The 15,159-nt window shown below is 67.0% G+C and carries 15 protein-coding genes and 1 pseudogene; 7 read left to right on the top strand and 9 right to left on the bottom strand.

What is annotated here, in order from left to right:
• Positions 1-134 precede the first annotated feature (134 nt).
• The 3 genes from AB0L97_RS04885 to AB0L97_RS04875 form a co-directional block, all read right to left on the bottom strand.
• Positions 135-1,592 (bottom strand): amidase, encoded by a 1,458-nt coding sequence (locus tag AB0L97_RS04885; protein ID WP_364425319.1) that lies wholly within the window; start codon positions 1,590-1,592, stop codon positions 135-137.
• 288 nt (positions 1,593-1,880) lie between these two features.
• A complete protein-coding gene (locus AB0L97_RS04880; RefSeq protein ID WP_364425317.1) occupies positions 1,881-2,366 on the bottom strand; it encodes a DoxX family protein in 486 nt (161 codons plus the stop codon).
• 103 nt (positions 2,367-2,469) lie between these two features.
• Positions 2,470-3,384, bottom strand: coding sequence for a universal stress protein (locus AB0L97_RS04875; protein ID WP_364425315.1), 915 nt, complete (start codon positions 3,382-3,384; stop codon positions 2,470-2,472).
• Between the two features lie 272 nt (positions 3,385-3,656).
• Between AB0L97_RS04875 and AB0L97_RS04870 the strand changes: the two genes are divergently transcribed.
• Genes AB0L97_RS04870 through AB0L97_RS04845 form a run of 6 tightly spaced genes read left to right on the top strand, consistent with a single transcriptional unit; the run spans position 3,657 to position 8,653 of the window.
• Complete coding sequence (locus tag AB0L97_RS04870) at positions 3,657-4,784, top strand: 4Fe-4S dicluster domain-containing protein (protein ID WP_364425313.1); 1,128 nt, start codon at positions 3,657-3,659, stop codon at positions 4,782-4,784.
• Positions 4,771-5,280 carry a cyclic nucleotide-binding domain-containing protein gene (locus AB0L97_RS04865; RefSeq protein ID WP_364425311.1) on the top strand — a complete coding sequence of 170 codons (510 nt, stop codon included), beginning with the start codon at positions 4,771-4,773 and terminating at the stop codon, positions 5,278-5,280. Before AB0L97_RS04870 ends, AB0L97_RS04865 begins: the two co-directional genes overlap by 14 nt.
• Entirely contained in the window at positions 5,277-6,131 is an 855-nt protein-coding gene (locus tag AB0L97_RS04860; RefSeq protein WP_364425309.1) for an FAD/NAD(P)-binding protein, read from the top strand. Before AB0L97_RS04865 ends, AB0L97_RS04860 begins: the two co-directional genes overlap by 4 nt.
• Entirely contained in the window at positions 6,128-6,901 is a 774-nt protein-coding gene (locus tag AB0L97_RS04855) for an oxidoreductase (protein ID WP_364425307.1), read from the top strand. The genes AB0L97_RS04860 and AB0L97_RS04855 overlap by 4 nt, the downstream gene beginning before the upstream one ends.
• Positions 6,888-8,177, top strand: a complete 1,290-nt coding sequence (locus tag AB0L97_RS04850) for a Ni/Fe hydrogenase subunit alpha (protein WP_364425305.1) — start codon at positions 6,888-6,890, stop codon at positions 8,175-8,177. Before AB0L97_RS04855 ends, AB0L97_RS04850 begins: the two co-directional genes overlap by 14 nt.
• Positions 8,178-8,191: 14 nt before the next feature.
• Positions 8,192-8,653 carry a hydrogenase maturation protease gene (locus tag AB0L97_RS04845; RefSeq protein WP_364425303.1) on the top strand — a complete coding sequence of 154 codons (462 nt, stop codon included), beginning with the start codon at positions 8,192-8,194 and terminating at the stop codon, positions 8,651-8,653.
• 26 nt (positions 8,654-8,679) lie between these two features.
• On the opposite strand, the gene AB0L97_RS04840 is transcribed toward AB0L97_RS04845, so the two are convergent.
• From AB0L97_RS04840 to AB0L97_RS04825, 4 genes are all read right to left on the bottom strand, one after another.
• Positions 8,680-8,967 carry an SHOCT domain-containing protein gene (locus AB0L97_RS04840; RefSeq protein ID WP_364425301.1) on the bottom strand — a complete coding sequence of 96 codons (288 nt, stop codon included), beginning with the start codon at positions 8,965-8,967 and terminating at the stop codon, positions 8,680-8,682.
• The gene (locus AB0L97_RS04835) at positions 8,964-9,566 is read right to left on the bottom strand and encodes a hypothetical protein (protein ID WP_364425299.1); all 603 of its coding nucleotides are present in this window, start codon (positions 9,564-9,566) and stop codon (positions 8,964-8,966) included. Before AB0L97_RS04835 ends, AB0L97_RS04840 begins: the two co-directional genes overlap by 4 nt.
• 259 nt (positions 9,567-9,825) lie before the next feature.
• Complete coding sequence (locus AB0L97_RS04830) at positions 9,826-10,239, bottom strand: DUF302 domain-containing protein (protein WP_364425297.1); 414 nt, start codon at positions 10,237-10,239, stop codon at positions 9,826-9,828.
• Positions 10,240-10,275: 36 nt separating this feature from the next.
• Positions 10,276-10,545 (bottom strand): metal-sensitive transcriptional regulator, encoded by a 270-nt coding sequence (locus tag AB0L97_RS04825; RefSeq protein ID WP_364425295.1) that lies wholly within the window; start codon positions 10,543-10,545, stop codon positions 10,276-10,278.
• A 150-nt stretch (positions 10,546-10,695) separates the two neighbouring features.
• Between AB0L97_RS04825 and AB0L97_RS04820 the strand changes: the two genes are divergently transcribed.
• On the top strand, positions 10,696-11,307 hold the full coding sequence (locus tag AB0L97_RS04820) for a disulfide bond formation protein DsbA (protein WP_364425293.1): 612 nt from the start codon (positions 10,696-10,698) through the stop codon (positions 11,305-11,307).
• Positions 11,308-11,577: 270 nt separating this feature from the next.
• Here the strand turns inward: AB0L97_RS04820 and AB0L97_RS04815 are convergent.
• Together AB0L97_RS04815 and AB0L97_RS04810 are read right to left on the bottom strand one after the other, a co-directional pair.
• Positions 11,578-12,479, bottom strand: a pseudogene (locus tag AB0L97_RS04815) (1-phosphofructokinase family hexose kinase).
• Between the two features lie 231 nt (positions 12,480-12,710).
• Complete coding sequence (locus AB0L97_RS04810) at positions 12,711-14,993, bottom strand: heavy metal translocating P-type ATPase (protein WP_364425290.1); 2,283 nt, start codon at positions 14,991-14,993, stop codon at positions 12,711-12,713.
• Between the last annotated feature and the right edge of the window lie 166 nt (positions 14,994-15,159).

Below are 15,159 nucleotides of genomic sequence, written 5' to 3'. Positions count from 1 at the left end.
CGCAGACACAAAGCCGAGTGCCGGAACAACGCTACCGGTCCAGCTGAGCCGCACAGCGGTTTTACCGGTTCGTCACCGGATCCGATCAGCGCACCCTTCGGACCCGCGACAAGAGCGAAGCGAGTCGACCTCCCTCAGACGAAACCGGGCGGCGGGCTGAATCCGCCGAACTCCTGCTCGATCAACTCTGCGAACCGCAACGTGGTGTGGTCTTCGAGATAGGGGCCGATGATCTGCATGCCGTAGGGCAGCCCCTCGGGCGAGCGCCCGATCGGCGTCGCGGTAGACGGTAGCCCGAGCAGTGTCGCGATACTCGCCCACACCAGGTGGTAGTTATAGGGGTGCGTGGTGCCGTCGATATCGATAGTGCGAGTGTCCATGTCCGAATGGTCATGCGGGAAGGCAGGCGTCGGCGTGATCGGGCACAGCACCACGTCGAATTCGTCGAACAGGCGTCGCCACTGGTCGGCCAGGACCATACGGACACGGTCCGCCCTGATCCAGTCGCCGTGGCCGGCCACGAACGCGCGGCGGATGACATCCTCCGGACGGTCGGAGTTCGGCGGAATGTCGGCAACGGCGGCTTGGAGCGCTCGGTAGGTATCGACCGGCGCATCCGCGCCGAACTGCGACATCAGCAGTGTCAGATAGGTGTTCGCCGTCAATGTGAGGTCGGGCAGCAGCGCGCTGTGCCGGGCGACCGCGGCACCAGCCTTTTCGAGCCCTCGAGCGATCCGGTCGAACCCGTCGCGGATGACGGTCGACGTCGGCAACAACGGATGAGTGTCGATGACCAGCACCCGGAAGTCGTCGAACTCGGCGCTGCGCGGCGGTGGCAGCGCGAGCTTGTATGCGACCGCCTCCACCTCGTCGGGACCGGCGAGCAACAGGGTCGCCAACGTCAGGTCGGCGGCACTGCGCGTCATGGGCCCGACCACGGCGAGGTCTTGCGGGGCCGGCAGCGCAGGCGTCCGAGGCGGCGTATTTCCCCGACCCGGCAGCAGCGTCCGTGACGGCTTGTGGGCGTATATGCCGCAGAAATGCGCTGGTACCCGCAGCGAGCCGCCGATGTCGGAGCCGAGTGCCAGCGAGACATACCCTGCCGCGAGTGCGGCGGACGAGCCGCCCGAGGAGCCGCCGGGCGAGCGTGTCAGGTCCCACGGGTTGTTGGTGGTGCCATAGATGTCGTTGTAGGACTGCCAGTCGTGCAGGGCGCGCGGCACATTGGTCTTGCCGATGACGACACCGCCCACACCCTTCACCCGCGTCACCAACGCCGCGTCCTCGGCAGGCTGCCAATCCTTCGCATCGGGAAATCCCCACGTCGTGGGCAGACCCGCGACATTGAACGATTCCTTCACCGCCACCGGCACGCCCAGTAACGGTGCGTACTCACCGCGCGCCAGCGCCGCGTCCGCCTGCTTCGCTGCGGCGCGGGCGCGGTCGAAATCCCGCACCACGATGGCGTTGATCTTGTCGTCGAACTTTTCGATCCGCGCGATGGTCAGCTCGAGCAGTTCGGTGGCCGAGATGGTTTTCGTCCGCAGCGCGGCCACCTGATCACGGAGAGTCGCGAACTCCAGTCCGGACATGATGTCTCCTTTTCACCCCTAGGGTTCGCGCTCGGTGGTTCCTCACCGAAGTTCAGCCGGGACTCGCTGTACCGGATCGGATTCTATACATGCTTCGGCGAGGTTCGAAAATCGTTCCGACAGAGGCTGATTCATGCACGAGGCAGGCCACATCGGGCAACTTTTGCCCAACAGGACGCAATATCGAAACACCATGAATCAAGAGGCAATGGATGGTCCACACGGCGCAGCCAGACCCGCCATGCGGGGGGCATGACAGTGACCATCGCGGGCACTCCTACGACGGGACTACGCAAGGACGTCGTGCTGAGCACGGCGGGTGAGCCACGCATCCAATGACCAGCGGCCGGGCCCTGCCCAGATCAGGAAGATCAACCCGAGCAACATCGCGACATCGGTGCGCGCGTCGTGGACCATTCCCCAGAAGCCTTCCACTCCTTGGAACCCGCCCGGGCGCAGCTCACGCAACTTGGTGAAGACGATCGCCAAGCTGATATCGACCAGCAACGGCAGCGCGGCGAAGCGGGCCAGCAGTCCGATGACGATCAAGACGCCGCAGACGATTTCGATGACACCGTCGAAGTTCGCGAAGAACGTCGGTGCGGGGATGCCGATCTTCGCGAACCGGCCCGGACCCAGTTTGTCCGGATACAGGTACTTCTGAATACCCTCACTGAGGAACACCAGCCCCACCGCCAACCGGATACAGATCACTGCCGCCGGGCCGTCCGCGCCGAGGATGCTCGGCCACGACCACCGATCCGTCGCCGCCATCGGCACTCGCCTCCCGATATCACATGGTCCGCCGACGAGCAGCACCGTGGCGGCTACCGCCGCGTACGTCGAAGGTACACCGCCCTCTGCCCGATCTCGGTCATCACGGGTGGACGACCATGACCGGGCACGAGGCATGCTGTACCAGAGTGTTCGCGGTGGAACCGAGCAACATGCCCGCGAAACCGCCCCGTCCGCGACTGCCAACGACCAGCAACTGCGCCACGTTCGACCAGGACAGCAGGTGCGACGCCGGCGCGGAAACCTCGACTTTCCGTGCGACGCGAACCTCGGGGAACTTCTCCTGCCACCCCGCGACACGCTCGGCGAGAACCGCCCGCTCGATGTTGTCGAGTTCGGCCTCGGCCCGGTGGGCGTGACCGACGAAGCGCCCGGAGTCCCAGTCGCTCCACACATGGACAGCGACGAGTTCGACATCGCGTTCGGCCGCTTCGGTGAAGGCTGCCTCGATAGCCGCGTCGCCGACGGGGCTACCGTCCACGCCGACCACCACCGGGCCGGATGTGTGGACCGCGCCGTCGGCATCAGGGTCGGGGCGCACGACGACCACGGCGCCGCGCGCGTGGGCGGTCACGGCCAGCAGCGTGGAGCCCAGATGGGTGAACGTCCCCGCGTTTCCGGTCGCACCGAGCACGACCGCGTACGCCTCCGCGCTGTGCTCGATCAGCAATTGCTTCCCGGTATCGGTGGTCGCGCGAGACGAGATACGCAACTCGGGTGCGACCGATCGGGCCACGCGTTCGGCCCGGGCGACCACATCCTGTCCCTGTTGCCGGATGACGTCGAGGACCGAGGGAATCACGACCTCGTAGTCGCCGAGTACCCAGTCGTTGCCCACCGCGTCCATGCCGTGGAGGATCTCGAGTTCGCGACCGCGATCGGCCGCGAACCGCGCCGCCCACCGGAGGGCGGTCCACGACCCGTCCGAACCATCCACGCCGACAACGATTTTCGCCGTGGCGAGGTGATGCGGGTCGTCGAATCGCTGCTCTGTCATGAGGACCTCCCGAGCCTGTGGTCGCGTAGCACCCAGCCGGGCGCCGACCTCAACGGTATGAGCCGCGGCACAGGCTCGAATGCGGCTGATCGTCCCCGGGAGAAGTGACCAAAGACCACTCGAGCGAGGCAGGCCGGTCCTCTGGACCGTCGCCGCTGGGCCCGATGCCGTCGGCAATCGCGATTCGGGACCTTGGTCCCTCGCGGTGCATCTCCCGGTTGACGAGACTCGAAAACGGACGGCTATATCCGAACCTGACAGGGGTCTCGACCATGCCTGACGACACCGTGGTGATCGATCGTGCCGGTCTGGATCGTCTGGTGGACGTGCTGCGCGACCGGGGATACCGCGTCATCGGTCCGCAGGTGCGCGATGGCGCGATCGTCCTGGACGAACTGGACTCCGGCAGGCGACTGCCCGCCGGATGGGGTGCGGAGACCGCGCCCGGACGGTACCGGCTGCGCCGCCGAAACGACGAGGCGGTCTTCGCCCATTCGGCCGGGCCGGGCTCCTGGAAGCAGTTCCTACATCCCCCGCGTCGCAAGATAGCCCAGGTCGGGCCGGACCTCGAGATGGAACCCGTGACGGACCCGCCGGTCCGATCCGCCTTTCTCGGCGTCCGCGGGTGCGACCTCACCTCGATTGCGATTCTCGGACGCGTGCTCGGCGACGGGGCCCATCCTGATGCTTCGTTCGCCGCACGCCGGAAAGACCTTTTCGTCGTCGCCGTGAACTGCACAGAGCCCGGCGGGGTGTGTTTCTGCGCTTCGATGGGCACCGGCCCGGGGGTCTCGTCCGGATACGATCTGGCCCTCACAGAGCGGGTCGATGCCGAGGGCCACCGATTCCTCGTCGACGTGGGTAGTGCGGACGGCGCCGAAATTCTCGGCGAGATCACCACACGTCCGGCCGACACGACGGAGGTCACGAACGCCCGTGCGGAGGTGTCCGCCGCGGCCGACCGGATGGGCCGCGCGATGCCCGAGGTCGACATTCGCGCTCTGCTTCGCGACTCTCGGGAGTCTCCGCACTGGCAGGATGTCGCCGCCCGCTGCTTCACGTGCGGGAATTGCACGATGGTGTGCCCCACCTGCTTCTGCACCAGCACCGAGGACGTCACCGACCTCACCGGCGACCATGCCGAGCGCTGGGAGCACTGGTCGTCGTGCTTCGAACCGGACTTCTCCTACCTGCACGGCGGCAGCGTGCGGCAATCCGGCGAAAGCCGCTACCGGCAGTGGATCAGCCACAAACTCAGCACCTGGTACGACCAGTTCGGCAGCTCGGGGTGCGTCGGCTGCGGACGGTGCATCGCCTGGTGCCCCGCCGAGATCGACCTGACCGCGGAGGTGGCCCGGTTGGCCGAACTGGCCGAGGAATCGCACCATGCCCACCGCTGAGGAACTGTCCGCGTTCGGGCAGCTGGCATTGCTGAGCGAGGAAGAACTGCGCACACTGACCGCCGCCGGACGCGATGTGGCCTTCCCCGCAGGGCACCGGATGATCACCGAGGCCCGACCGGCCGACCGATGCTGGCTGATCCGCCACGGCCGGATACTGCTGGACGCGCAGGTGCCGGGGCGCGGCGCCGTGGTCCTCCAGACCCTCGGCGGCGGAGACCTGCTCGGCTGGTCCTGGCTCGTACCGCCCTACCGGTGGCATTTCGGCGCGGTGACCGCCGAACCGGTCGAGGCCGTCGAGTTCGACGCGGGGATCTTGGCCGAACTCTCCGATCGGGATCCACGATTCGGCCGCGCGCTGGCCATGATGCTGTTCGAGGCGCTGCTGGAACGACTGCAGGCAACCCGGGCCCGGCTGCTCGACCTCTACCGGAACCCCTCCATGACCTGCACGGCCGGTCCACACCGCATCGCCGTCGACCGAGGCGATCGATGAGCGTGGACACGCGAACCCGGACAGTGGCGCACGGTGACACGATGCTGCCCTACCGCGTAATCGGTCGCATCGCGCAGAACCAGGACACCGTGACGCTGCGCCTGGAACCGGTACGCGATGCGGCGCAACCTTTCCGGCCTGGACAGTTCATGATGCTCTACAGCTTCGGCGTGGGCGAGATCGCGATCTCGATCAGCGGAGATCCCACGGCCGTCGGCGACAACCTCGAACACACTATCCGGGCGGTAGGCGCGGTGAGCGCGGCGCTGCACGACACAGGTGTCGGCGGCCTGATCGGTGTCCGCGGACCATTCGGCACAGGATGGGACCTGGCGTCGGCGGCCGGAGGTGATCTCGTCATCGTGGGCGGCGGCGTCGGGCTGGCGCCGCTGCGCTCCGCCATACTCGCCGCGCTCGCCGCGCGCGACGACTACCGGCGGGTCGTGCTGATCACCGGAGCCCGGACCCCGGCGGACATCCTGTTCCGGCACGACCAGCGACTGTGGCCGGCGGCCGGGGCGATCGAACTCCATCAGACCGTCGATCACCCCGCACCGGATTGGGACGGCCGCGTCGGGTTCGTCACCGAACCACTGGCCCACCTGACCGTGGAACCCGGCAAGACCACCGCCCTGCTCTGCGGCCCGGAACCGATGATGCGATTTTGCGCGGGATCACTACTGCGCAAGGGCGTTCCCGCCAGCGACATCCAAGTGTCGTTGGAGCGCAACATGCAGTGCGGTGTCGCGCGATGCGGGCATTGCCAGCTCGGTCCGCTGCTGCTGTGCCGAGATGGACCCATCGTGGACTACGCGACTGCCGAACCACTGCTGGCGGTGCGCGAACTATGACGAAGACGCCGACGCTCGCGGTGTGGAAGTTCACTTCCTGCGATGGTTGCCAGCTCACCTTGCTCGACTGCGAGGACGAACTGCTCGCTCTCGCCGGCCGGGTGCGCATCACGCACTTCGCGGAAGCGTCCAGTGCGATGGAGCCCGGCCCATACGATGTCTCACTGGTCGAGGGTTCGATCACCACGGAAGAAGAGCGACGCCGGATCATCGAGATTCGTGAGCGATCCCGGATTCTGGTGGCGATCGGGGCGTGCGCCACACACGGCGGAATCCAGGCGCTGCGCAATTTCGCCGACGTCACCGAGTTCACCTCGGTGGTGTATGCCAGTCCGGAATACATCGCCACCTTGGACACCTCGACTCCCATTTCCGCGCACGTACCGGTCGACTTCGAATTGCGTGGCTGCCCGATCGACCGGCGGCAACTGCTCGACACCCTGTGCGCGTTCCTGGCGGGCCGCGCGCCCGACATCCCGAACACGAGCGTATGCACCGAGTGCAAACGTCGCGGCACCACCTGTGTCATGGTCGCCGAGGGGATTCCCTGCCTGGGTCCGGTCACGCAAGCGGGATGCGGCGCCCTGTGCCCGGCGTACCACCGTGGCTGCTTCGGTTGTTTCGGTCCTATGGCGAATCCCAACATTCACGCGCTGCTTCCCATCCTGCGTGTCAATGGCATGGACACCGACGACATCGATCGCGTTTTCGCCACCTATGCCGCAGCCGCGCCGGAGTTCGCGTACAGGAACGGCGATGAGTCGGCATAGGCAGTTGAAAGTCGGCACCCTGGCTCGTGTCGAGGGCGAGGGCGCGCTGCGTGTTGTCATCACGGACGGGCAGGTGGAAAGCACCGAGTTGAATATCTACGAGCCACCGCGGTTCTTCGAAGCATTTTTGCGTGGACGCGCCTATACCGAGCCGCCCGATATCACCTCCCGCATCTGCGGGATCTGTCCCGTGGCCTACCAGACCAGTGCCTGCAACGCACTCGAGCAACTTTGTGGCGTGGAGTTGGACCGACCACTGGCCGACCTGCGCAGGCTTTTGTATTGCGGCGAATGGATCTCCAGCCACTCTCTACATATTCATCTGCTGCACATGCCCGACTTCCTCGGCTACCCGGACGCGATCACGCTCGCCGCCGATCACCGCGAACTCGTCGAGGAGGGATTGGCGACGAAACGAGCGGGCAACGCGCTGCTCGAACTCCTCGGCGGCCGGGCCATCCATCCCGTCAACGTCCGGCTCGGCGGCTTCTACTCGGTCCCCGAACGCGCCGAGTTCGCCGCCGTGATCGAACAACTGCGCCGTGCGCGAGACCACGCGACGAACACCGCGCTCCGGGCTGCGCGATTCGAATTCCCCGAGCTGGAACTCGAATACGAGCTGCTGGCGGCAAACGATCCGGACCGATACGCCATCGACAACGGTGACGTGCACACCAGTACCGGGCTTCGCTTCCCGGCGATCGATTTCCCGAATCACATACGAGAACATCAGGTTCCGCACTCCACCGCCTTGCACGCGACGCTCGACGGCGCACGCTACCTCACCGGACCGTTGGCCCGATACACACTGAATCACCACCAGCTGTCACCGATCGCCCAGCAGGTCGCCGCCGAAATCGGACTCGGCGCGCAATGCCGTAACCCGTTCCGGAGCATCCTGGTTCGAGCGGTCGAAGTCGTCCACGCGATCGATGCGGCACTGACCATCATCGATGGTTACGAACGCCCCTCCCGCGCCGCGGTTCCGGTCGCGCCTCGAGCCGGCACCGGGCACGGCGTGAGCGAAGCGCCTCGCGGCCTGCTCTACCACCGGTACGAGCTCGACCATCACGGCATCGTGCGCTCGGCCATGATCATTCCGCCTACCTCACAGAATCAGGCAGTGATGGAGGACGATCTGCGGCGAGTCGTCTCCGACCACCTCGACCTGGATGACGCCGCGCTGGCCACGATGTGCGAACGCGCGATCCGGAACTACGATCCGTGCATATCCTGCTCGGCGCACTTCCTGGACCTCGACATGGTGCGCCGATGACCGAGCCGTGGGCGGTGGTCGTCGGCGTGGGCAACGAATACCGCGGAGACGACGGGATCGGTCCGGTCGTCGCCTCCCGGATCGAAAATCTCCACATGCCGGGCGTTCTCGTGGCGATTTCCGATGGCGAACCAACGAGTCTGCTGGATATCTGGACCGGCTTCGATCTAGCTGTCGTAATCGACGCCGTGCGGTGCGTTTCCCCGGTCCCCGGCCGGGTTCGCCTGACGGACATCGACCTGCTCCGGCGTGCGGGAACCGCCTCTTCCCACTCCCTCGGCATCACGGATGCGCTGCCATCGGGACGCGTGCTCGGCCGTCTTCCCGCCAGGCTCGTCGTCGTCGCGGTGGATGTGGCGTGTCTCGAGCCGGGCGTCGGCCTATCCGAGCCGGTGGCGTCCGCCGTACCGCGCGCGGCGGAGGCCGTGGTGGGGGAATTGCGACGGTCCGAGCGCACGAGTCGGCCCCGGACATGAATCCGTCCGGCGGCAGTACCTCTCGTCTACTGCTGAGCGCGCCGATCGAGATCCGCCGGTGCGCCGGTGACGGGATGCAGCACCGCGAGGCGACGCAGGTATTCGGATTCGTCCAGTTCGCCGCTGGCGAACCGTTCCGCGAGCAGCGCCTCCGGTGACAGACGCGTCGGGCCACCGGGCCGGATGTCTTTGACGCGCTCCGGTCTGCACACCGCGACAAGCGCGATCGCCACCGCGATCCACAGGGGGACGGCCAGCAAGATCATGGGAACGAACATCCACCACTGCGCACCGTCCCCGTTCCAGTACATCATTGCGAACCCTCTTTCGTCGCACGACTCATCTGCCGCCACTCGCGGTCCCACCGCGCGCTCCGGCGCCGCTGTAGCAGCAGCGTCGCCCCGTTCATAAGGCACCATCCACACAGCCAGACGCCGATCAGGACGAACACACCCACGCCGATCCCGGTCACGACGGCGACGTCCGGGTGACGAGGTTGCGCAGCCGGCGCACCGTGGTCATCCAGCCAGAGATCGATGCGATCGCCGCGTTGTGCCGTCTCCCGCACCGGTATGACGGCGGTGCCGCTACGGCCGTCTTGGTTCCATCGCACCCGTGCCTGGTAGCGGTGCGAAGCGATGCTGCTGGGCCCCTCGGTGATCACGGGCTGCACAAGAAACCTTGTCGCGTTTTCGGTGCGGATCTCTGCGGAAGTGTCGGTGTACGCGTGAGTGCCGAAGGCGCCCGCGACAGGAACGGCGATCAGTGCCACGATCGTCGCGATGATTCGGACAGCGGATTCGATGCGGTCGCCGGGGCGCATCAGCCGATTCGAACTGCACGGTTGCAACGACCACAGGCGCGCCAGCCGGGTCCACCACCCCTGCCACGCGATGGTCACGCTATCGGTCATCGCCGTTCACCTCTTCTGACAGCTCGTGCCGTCAGCATCGATGATCGCGATAGCGCCCGTTCAGGGGCAGAGACGAAGGTCATTCACCGGACGGACCATCGGACTCGGGCCGACGGTCCGCTTCGAAGGCCGCCACCGCGGTCGGCAGTGTCGGGTACAGATATTGCGCACCGATTTTCGACGCCAGCCCGGAAGCATCACGGACGCCGCACCGACGCCAGGTGTACTGACACGCGAACGGCGCGCCCCGCGGACTGCGTTAGGGCACGCGGCTGGTGGTGTTCAGAGAGTCGATGGCCGCCTGTAGTTTCGCGGCGGCTCGAGTGGCCACCGTTTGCAGGGCCGGTTCGTTCGTGACCTGAACCATCAGTTGCGGATTCATCGCTTCGACGATGACTTCATCGTCGGAGTCGGGGTTGCGACGCACGACGACGTTGCAGGGCAGCAGGAGCCCGATCTGCCGGTCGATGCCGACCGCTTCGTGCGCCAGAGGCGGATTGCAGGCCCCGAGGATGAGGTAGTCCTCCATGTTCACGTCGAGTTTTGTCTCCAGTGTGGCTCGCACGTCGATCTCGGTGAGAACGCCGAATCCCTGCTCGCTCAGAGCGGCGCGGGTCCGATCGACGGCATCGCCAAAATTCGTGTGCAATGTGGTGGACAGTCCCAGGTCCATGGTGCGGTCCTTTCTCCCGTGAGTGGACGATCTGAGTCAGGCCAGAGCGAGGAACAGTTTTTCCAGCTCTTCGACGGTCATCGGCTGCTGGCCGTCGGTGGAGTGCCCGCTGAGGCATTCGCGCAGTCCGGTCGCGACGATCTTGAATCCGGCGCGGTCGAGCGCACGGGAGACCGCGGCGAGCTGGGTGACCACGTCTTTGCAGTCGCGACCCTGCTCGATCATGGCGATGACGCCTGCGAGCTGACCGTGCGCGCGCCGCAGCCTGTTGAGTGTTTCGGTGATAGCGGTTTCGTCGCCGACCATGGATGCGCCTTTCTCCTCGGCATATGGCCGTCCAGCATACCCCGGTGGGTATAGACATACCATCACAGCCGGGTCGACTTCATATACCCCCATGGGTATAGTTGCAGTATACCGGCGGGGGTATTTTCCCGCCAGCGACAGGAGGATTTCATGGCCGATATCGATCTGTATGTGGATCCTGTGTGCCCATTCGCCTGGGTAGCCGCGCAGTGGCTGCTGGACAGTGCTGCCGACGAGCACGTGGTGACCTTGCGGCAGATGAGCCTGGCCGTGCTCAACGGCGGCCAGGACTCCGATGCCGATCACGCTCCGATGCTCGACCGATCACGCCGGGTGGGCCGCGTGTTCGCCGCCGCGGTCCGGCAGCACGGCCAGACCGCGTTCACCCCGCTGTACCTGGCCTTCGGGCGGCGATCACATGAACACGGGCAGGACGCCGAGGAGGCGATAGCGGCAGCCATCGCCGAGACCGCTTTCGGTCACGAACTGATCGAAGCCCTCGATGACATCGGCTGCGACGCCGCGGTCGCCCACGCCCATCACGCCAGTCAAACAGCGCTCGGCGGGCGCGGTGGCAGCCCGATCATCAGCGTCGACGGTCACGTCTTCAACGGTCCCGTCTTGACCGAGCCGCCGCGGTCGGAACGCGGGGCCGAACTGCTGGACGCGATCGTCACCGCGGCCACAGCTCCCGGCTTCGCCGCACTGCAGCGCCCCTACCAGGGCCCGCCCAGTTTCACCGCTGCCGAGGGACAGCGCTGATGTGCTCACCCGTCAGGTGTCGCGTGTGTGGGAAGACCACCTGGGCCGGCTGCGGTGCGCATATAGACGCCGTCCGCCTCGCTACCCGGCCGGATCAGTGGTGTCCCGGACACGATGACGATGGTCAGACCTCCCTATCAGCGTGCGGCCTGCGCGGACATAGGCGAAGGAGGACATCGACTCAAGTGCGAGGCCGAATGTCCTACATGCGTTCTGTCTCCGGATGACTGTGGACGAACCCGTCCCCGGACTCCCTCGCTCCGGCGAGCACTACGGCAGCCGCGGGGCGGTCGGTGCGAGAGCATCGATGCCGCCGGTGGAATTACCGGTACGCCGAAGCTCGTCGTGCACCTGCCTGATGTGCTCGGCTCGCCCCGGGCATGTCCCCGTGGTGGCGAGCGCCGCGGTCGCGGCCGCGATACCCAGACGCACCGCGTCGGCCAGCTCGTACCCGCGGGTCAGGCCCACTGTGACGCCGCCGACCATCGCGTCTCCGGCGCCGATCCCGCTACGAACCCGCGCGGGCACGGCCGCGAACCACTCCTGTGCGTCCTGCGTCACCAGGAGCGCTCCGTCGGCCCCGAGGGACAGCAGCACGATCTCTGTCATTCCAGCGGCGATCAGGCGGCGGGCCTGTGCCAGCTGTTCGGCGCGGTCGATCAGCGGATGCCCGGCGTAGTCGCCGAGTTCCCGCACGCTCGGCTTGATCAGATGGACGCCCCGGTGCACCTTGCGCAAAGCGATACCGGACGTATCCAGCAACACACGCACATCGAGGTCGCCGACGAGATCGGTGAGGATTTGATAGAAGTCCGGAGACACACCGGCGGAAGCGTTCCGCTCGCCACGAGGTACTCCGCGCCGCTCGCCGCACGTTCGACCTCGGCCAGGCAGCGATGTTGTTCCGGATCGGTGAGCCGAGGGCCGGGAAAGACCAACCGATATTGCTCGCCGCTCGAGGTCTCGGTGACCGACATGCTTTCCCTGGTGGATTCGGCCACGGGCACCGGCCGTGGCGGCACCCCGGTATCGCGTACCAACTGCTCGAGCAGCCGGCCGGGCGGGCCGCCCGCAGGGAACACCGCCGTCACCTCGACTCCCAATTCGGCCACTGTGCGCGCGACGTTGATGCCACCGCCACCTGGGTCGTAGCGTGGTGTCGCACAGCGCATTTTGTCCGTCGGTACGACTCTCGCGACCCGGGTCGCGACATCGATCGCGGGATTCATCGTCAGTGTCACGATTCGGCCCACCGAAAGCCTCCTCGATCGTCCTTTCGCGACAGCCCACTGTGTGCCCGATCCTGTCCGCGGGAACATACCGCTGTCGGTACCGATTACTCTGCCCGTTCGCAATCGGGCCGGAGCAGAGTCGGCCGCCCCTCGGGCGCTGGACTTAGGTCCTCAGGCCGAACTCGGCACGGGCTTGTCGGCTGCGGGAGCCAGCGTGAACAAAGCTTCGTCCTCCTGTGCGAAATGCAAGGTGAGGATGGCATCCAATCCGTAGAGCGAGGCGCGCAGGTCATCGAGCTGATCCGCTCTGATTCCGTGCGGCGCGTCATCGAGATGACGGCCGATACGGCGAATCAGACGTTCGATTTCGGTGTGCTCACGACTCATGGTCACCATCGCCTCCGGATCGCGGAGGTAGCCGGTCAACGCTGGGTACAGTTCCGACTCCTCGGCGTGCTCGTGCGGCAGTATGTCCTGCACCAACAGTTCGAACGCGCGGCGGACCGCGGCGTCGGCATCCGGTCCGGGACCGGTCGACAACGCGTCGGCCGCCTGCCGGACGGACGCGCGCGCGGCATGCAGCCTTTCGTGCTCCCGGGTGAAGCGTGCCACCAGCGGCTCGATCGCCTCGGTCGGGCGTCTCCGGGGTATTCGCAGGGCGCGTAACGCGTTCAAGATCACCACAACATCGATGCCCTCCTGCAGGAGCGCGCCTGCCGCGGGCACCAGCAGTCCGAAAGCGGCGGCGATCATCGCCGCCAGCGACATCGCCATCCCAGCGGCCGCACTCTGTACCGCAAGGCGATGTGATCGCTGGGCGATCTCCACCGCATCGGCAAGCCGGTCGATGCGGTCGTCCACGATCACCGCGTCGGCGGCTTGCACCGCCGCCGTGGACCCGCGCGAGCCCAGAGCCACACCCACGTCGGCGGCCGCCAGCGCGGGTGCGTCGTTCACCCCGTCGCCGACCATCACCGTCACACCGTTGTGTCGTTCCGCTCGGATCGCTGCGATCTTGTCGGCCGGGTCGGCGTCCGCGACGACTTCGGTGAGCCCGAGCAGACGTGCCACCTCGGCCGCGTTGTCGACCCGGTCGCCGGTGAGCATGAGCAGTCTTCGCAAACCCGCCGATCGCAATCTGCGCATCGTGCGTCCAGCATCTACGCGGATACGGTCACGTAGCAGCAGTGCGCCCACAGGTTCCTGCTCGACACACACCCACACGACGGCGGCCAGATCCAACCGGGCCCGCCGCAGCGCCGCCAACGCCCACGGCGCCGGCTCCGTTCGGGCGGGAAGCCGCCCGACCCGCACCGCGCGACCGTCTACGATCCCGGTCGCACCCTGTCCCGGTTCTTCTGAAACATGCTGTGCGAGGGCAGGCTTCAAGCCGCGGTGCGCCGCTGCGGCGACCACTGCACGCGCGAGCACATGCGGCGAGAATTGCTCCACCGCCGCCGCCTGGCGCAGCACCTGCTCGGCGTCGGCGTCGGGCGCGGTGACGATATCGAGCACCTCCGGCCGTCCCACCGTCACAGTGCCGGTCTTGTCCATCGCCAGGCACCGTGCCCGGCCGAGCGCCTCGAGCGCGGCGCCGTCTTTCACCACCACACCCGCCCGCGCCGTTCGCGACATTCCGGCCGTGATCGCGACCGGCACCGCCAGCAGCAACGGACAGGGCGTCGCTGTGACGACCACCGCCACCGCTCGCACCGAATCTCCCGTAGCGAGCCAGGCCGCGCCCGCGATGGTGAGCGCCAGCGGAAGGAACCACACCGCGACCCGATCGGCGAGTCGCGCTGTCGGAGCGGCAGCGGCGGCCGCCTGCCGCGCCAACGTCACGATCCCGGCATAGGTGCTCGCCTCCACCGTCGCCGCGGCTCGGATGTCGACAGCCGCGCCCGCGTTGACCACACCGCTGCGGACCTCGGTGCTCGCGCGCCGCACCACCGGGACCGACTCGCCGGTCAGCGCTGATTCGTCGAAAACGCCCGCCGTGGCGAGGATGCCGTCGACCGGCACCGTCTCACCCGGCAGCACGACCACGAGGTCCCCGGGTGAGATCGCTGTCGCGGCCACGGTCTCCACGCCGTCGCCACGACGGCGATGTGCCTGTGCCGGGGCCCGCCGCAACAGCGCCGACAGATCGCGTCCGGCGCGGCGACCCGCGTACGCCTCCAGCACCCGCCCGGTCGCCACCATGAGCGCGATCAGCGCACCGGCGAAGTATTCCTCGACGATCAATGCGCCGGCCAGCGCTATCAATGCCAGCAGGTCCGCGCCGTAGCGTCCTCTTCGCAGATCCTGCAGCACCCACACTGTCGCCGGAACGAGCGCCGCCACCGTAGCCGCCGACCACATCAGATCAGCGGCCTGCGCACTGAACAAAGCCACCGCCGATCCGCCGACGACCAGCACGGCTATCACACAGGTCAGGGCGAGCAGACGGATCATCCGGGTATGCCCCGACCGCGACTCGCCGTCTGTCGCTCCAGCGACTTCCTGTGGGTGGTTCGACAGATCTCGCACGAACTACCTCCGATCACGCCGCGCTTGCGCCGACTCCGCACCCACCACGGGCCGGAGAAGACGCCGTGATTTTCGGAGGTCGCCGCCAGCG

The organism is Nocardia sp. NPDC051911 (genome assembly GCF_040681035.1).
GTDB classification, from domain to species: Bacteria; Actinomycetota; Actinomycetes; order Mycobacteriales; family Mycobacteriaceae; genus Nocardia; species Nocardia sichangensis.
This window is presented reverse-complemented; position numbering and strand designations above follow the sequence as displayed.

Excerpts from the sequence above, each read along its gene's own strand:
- AB0L97_RS04825 (WP_364425295.1), bottom strand. The coding sequence starts at position 10,545 with ATGGTCGGCGACGAAACCGCTATCACCGAAACACTCAACAGGCTGCGG.
- AB0L97_RS04850 (WP_364425305.1), top strand. The coding sequence starts at position 6,888 with ATGAGTCGGCATAGGCAGTTGAAAGTCGGCACCCTGGCTCGTGTCGAG.
- AB0L97_RS04835 (WP_364425299.1), bottom strand. The coding sequence starts at position 9,566 with ATGACCGATAGCGTGACCATCGCGTGGCAGGGGTGGTGGACCCGGCTG.
- AB0L97_RS04885 (WP_364425319.1), bottom strand. The coding sequence starts at position 1,592 with ATGTCCGGACTGGAGTTCGCGACTCTCCGTGATCAGGTGGCCGCGCTG.
- AB0L97_RS04880 (WP_364425317.1), bottom strand. The coding sequence starts at position 2,366 with ATGGCGGCGACGGATCGGTGGTCGTGGCCGAGCATCCTCGGCGCGGAC.
- AB0L97_RS04830 (WP_364425297.1), bottom strand. The coding sequence starts at position 10,239 with ATGGACCTGGGACTGTCCACCACATTGCACACGAATTTTGGCGATGCC.
- AB0L97_RS04820 (WP_364425293.1), top strand. The coding sequence starts at position 10,696 with ATGGCCGATATCGATCTGTATGTGGATCCTGTGTGCCCATTCGCCTGG.
- AB0L97_RS04810 (WP_364425290.1), bottom strand. The coding sequence starts at position 14,993 with ATGATCCGTCTGCTCGCCCTGACCTGTGTGATAGCCGTGCTGGTCGTC.
- AB0L97_RS04855 (WP_364425307.1), top strand. The coding sequence starts at position 6,128 with ATGACGAAGACGCCGACGCTCGCGGTGTGGAAGTTCACTTCCTGCGAT.
- AB0L97_RS04870 (WP_364425313.1), top strand. The coding sequence starts at position 3,657 with ATGCCTGACGACACCGTGGTGATCGATCGTGCCGGTCTGGATCGTCTG.
- AB0L97_RS04865 (WP_364425311.1), top strand. The coding sequence starts at position 4,771 with ATGCCCACCGCTGAGGAACTGTCCGCGTTCGGGCAGCTGGCATTGCTG.
- AB0L97_RS04840 (WP_364425301.1), bottom strand. The coding sequence starts at position 8,967 with ATGATGTACTGGAACGGGGACGGTGCGCAGTGGTGGATGTTCGTTCCC.
- AB0L97_RS04860 (WP_364425309.1), top strand. The coding sequence starts at position 5,277 with ATGAGCGTGGACACGCGAACCCGGACAGTGGCGCACGGTGACACGATG.
- AB0L97_RS04875 (WP_364425315.1), bottom strand. The coding sequence starts at position 3,384 with ATGACAGAGCAGCGATTCGACGACCCGCATCACCTCGCCACGGCGAAA.